4 protein-coding genes are annotated in these 3,184 nt (G+C 66.9%); 1 reads left to right on the top strand and 3 read right to left on the bottom strand.

Annotation, left to right across the window (positions count from 1 at the left end; translation table 11 throughout):
• On the top strand, positions 1-454 hold a 454-nt coding region (locus H7225_RS08260; RefSeq protein WP_290660691.1), incomplete at its 5' end, for a PaaI family thioesterase.
• Positions 455-468: 14 nt separating this feature from the next.
• On the opposite strand, the gene H7225_RS08255 is transcribed toward H7225_RS08260, so the two are convergent.
• From H7225_RS08255 to H7225_RS08245, 3 genes are all read right to left on the bottom strand, one after another.
• Positions 469-1,464 carry an NAD-dependent epimerase/dehydratase family protein gene (locus H7225_RS08255; protein ID WP_290660690.1) on the bottom strand — a complete coding sequence of 332 codons (996 nt, stop codon included), beginning with the start codon at positions 1,462-1,464 and terminating at the stop codon, positions 469-471.
• Positions 1,464-2,573, bottom strand: coding sequence for a hypothetical protein (locus H7225_RS08250; protein ID WP_290660689.1), 1,110 nt, complete (start codon positions 2,571-2,573; stop codon positions 1,464-1,466). The genes H7225_RS08255 and H7225_RS08250 overlap by 1 nt, the downstream gene beginning before the upstream one ends.
• A gap of 27 nt (positions 2,574-2,600) precedes the next feature.
• A partial coding sequence (locus tag H7225_RS08245; RefSeq protein ID WP_290660687.1) for an SDR family NAD(P)-dependent oxidoreductase occupies positions 2,601-3,184 on the bottom strand: 584 nt, incomplete at its 5' end.

Genomic DNA, 3,184 nt, shown 5'->3' with positions numbered 1-3,184 from the left:
CACCACTGCAGTGACAGCCAAGCCCTGGCCGGCCACCGTGACACCCGCGTTGAAAGCGGGCGTGTCTCCTTACGTGGACTACCTGAACGTGCACCAAAGCACCGGCGATGGCGACGAGGCCCCGCTGTTCCGACTGCCCTTCAAGCCTGACCTGATTGGCAACCCGATCTTGCCCGCCTTGCATGGCGGCGTACTGGCCGGTTTCGCCGAAACGGCCATGGTGCTGCACCTGGTCTCAACCATGGGCCTGAGCGATGGCACGCCCCCGCGCGGGGTTGATTTCTCGATCGACTACCTGCGCTCGGCCAGGCCGGTGGACACCTTCGCGCAGGCCATCACGATTCGGCAAGGCAGCCGCGTGGCGCTGGTTCAGGTCACCGTGTGGCAGGACGACCAGCACAAGCCGGTGGCCACCGCACGCGGGCACTTCTTGTTGCCGCGCGAGCAGGCCTGAGGCCCGAGGCGGCGCTACAAACCGCGCGCCTGGATGTCCTGCTGGATTGCCCGCAAGATTTGCGGGTAGCCCACCACCGGCGCCCAACCCAGTGAGCGCGCTTTGTCGGTGGGGAACTGGTTGTCCCACGCGATCAGGTTGAGCGCCTCGCGGGTCACGGGGGGGCGGCGCGCTGGCAGGAAGCGCCTGTAGATCGGCTCGACCAAGCGGGCGCCCAGATAAGCCAAAGCACGCGGCGAGGAGCGTGGCGGCGGCGCGCCCATCAACGCGGCCAGGTCGGTGAAATAGCGGCGCCAGGTGATGGGCAAGCCGTCGTGCAGGTTGAAGGCCTGGCCATGGGCCGAGGCCGTTTGAGAGGCCAGCACCAGGAAGTCGGCCACGTTGTCGACGATGGCCAGCGCGGCATGGCCGTGCCCACCCCCCACCAGCGCAGGCAGCCCTTGGCGCAAGGCGTGCGCGGCATCCAGCAGCCACGGGCCTGAACCGGGCCCGATGATGTTGGCGGGCCGCACCACACACACTTGTCCACCTTGATCGCGAAAGCGCCAGGCGAGTTTTTCCTGGCCTTGCTTGGCCTGGCCATACGGGCCTTGGGGCTGGCCCAGCGGGGTGTCCTCATGGCAGGCCCCGCGTTGAATCGCATCGCCATAAGCACACACGCTGGTGGTGAGGACCACGGATGCGCCTTGACGCAAAGCCACGTCGAACACATGGGCCGTGCCGCCCACGGTGACGCGCTCGTGCTGCGCACAGGTGCCGCCATCGCCCACCAGCGCGGCCAGGTGAAAGATGCGCTCGCACCCTTGCGCGGCCTGCTCAACATCGTGAAGGCGGGTGATGTCGCCACGAACAAGCTTGACCCGCGAAGGCCAATGCGCCGGCACCGCTTCATGCGGCAAGGCCAGCACGGCGATCGGGCCGCTGGTGTGGCGCAAAAGCTGGTTGACCAAGGCCCGCCCCAGGAAGCCGCAACCGCCAGTGACCAGCACGCCGCCATCTTGGGGCGCCATCAGCCTGGCACCCCTTGCACGCCTTGCAACCCTTGCACCCGCCCGAAATGCGCTTCGCCAAACAGGTGGCTGACCGCATCGCCCGGGAAGAGCCAGAAAGGTGTGCGCTCGCTCGAGGTGGCGCAGTTGGGATACGCCGGGTTGGCCGAGGGCCCGGCCAGCGTTTTCTCCAGCACCATGGAGATGTACTGGTCGTTGCTGCCTTCCAGCGTGTTGCCGTTCAGGATCACCTCGACGCCCGTGCGCAAGGCGTATTCACGCACGGCGTTGATCCGCGAATGCTTGGGCTCGTAAGCGTCCACGCCCACGCCGTTCTCGCTGGTCACGCGCAGGCCATCGGGCACCCGTGCCGCCATCGAATGGTTGCCCTCAGTGTGGCCCGGGGTGTGGATGAGCGCCAGCCCCGGCCCCAGGCTCAGGCTGCGGTCAAAGGTGATGACGCGGCCCGCCGCGATGCCGTCGATGCCTTTCGGGCAATACCAATCGGCCTGGATGGGCAGCAGGTGCTGGGTCGATGCCCACTCCTGGCGGTGCACCAGCAACTTGGCTTTGGGGAAGTAGCCGGGCGTGCCGTGGCTGCCCAGCCAGCGCCGCACATCTTGCGTGTGCAAGTGGTCGTAGCTGATGTAGTCGACCTGATCGGGCGTGATGCCGCATTCGGCCAGGGCGCTGGGCACCGTGTGGTACTGCGGCGCAAACACCTTGTTCAAGCTGCGCGGCACACTGCCGGCCAGGCGCTTGAAGAAGGGCGTTTCGCGGTTGGCCTCGTGATCAGAGGGCGAGAGCAAGAGCGTGCGCACCACGCCACCGTGGTCGCGGTACTGCACCACGAACAGGCGGTTGAACAGGTGCACCAGCGGGAACTTGAAGCCCCGGTGCGCGAACACGCCCGAGAAGGCGTAGTAGGTGGGATAGGGCGCGCGGATGAGGTTGAAGCTGCGGTAGAACAGCACCTCGGGCTCGGCCATCATGCGTTCGCGCAAGGCTTGCGCGCGGCGGCGCACCTCTTGCAGCCGCGCTTGCGGGCTGGTGGATTCGCGGGCCTGGTCGAAGTCGGCCAGCGCCTTCATGCCAGCAGGCAAGGGGGGCATCGTGTCAAGGGTGGTCATGGGGATGTCGATGAGGTGAAGATGATGTCAATGGCCGGCCATGCGGGCCGTGACAAAGCGGTTGATCGCATCGGGCGAATGCTTGGCCAACAGGCTGAACAGCCTGGCCTGCCAGCCCACGGCCGAATGCACGGGCAAGCGCGATGGCTTGCCTTGCGACAGGCGCCAAACGGTGCGGGCCACGTCGTCGGCGCTCAGGCGCACACCCAAGGTCTGCACGGTTTTCATCTTGCTGACGTCGTCGCGGACCATGGCGGTGTTGACGAACAAGGGCAGCACGTCGACCACGCGGATGCCGTGGCGTTGCCACTCGATGTCGAGCGCCTCGGTGAAGCTGCGCACGGCGGCCTTGGTGGCCGAGTAGGTGCTGAGCATGGGCTGGCCATACAGCGCCGAGGCCGAGCACATGTTGACGACCCGCGCGCCCGGGGTGCGCTTGTGCCAAGGCAAAGCGCTGTGGCAGCCATTGACCACGCCCTTGAGGTTGATGTCGATGAGGCGGTGGTGGCGGACCAGTTCGGCGTCCTCGAAAAGGCTGGTCACGGCCACGCCGGCGTTGTTGAACAGCAGGTCCAGGCGCTGGCCCGCGGCCTGCCAGAAGGCGGCCAACT

It is taken from the genome of Aquabacterium sp. (assembly GCF_014378415.1).
GTDB lineage: Bacteria > Pseudomonadota > Gammaproteobacteria > Burkholderiales > Burkholderiaceae_C > Aquabacterium.
Note: the sequence above shows the minus strand (reverse complement) of the source record. Positions and strands in the feature narration are given on the sequence as shown.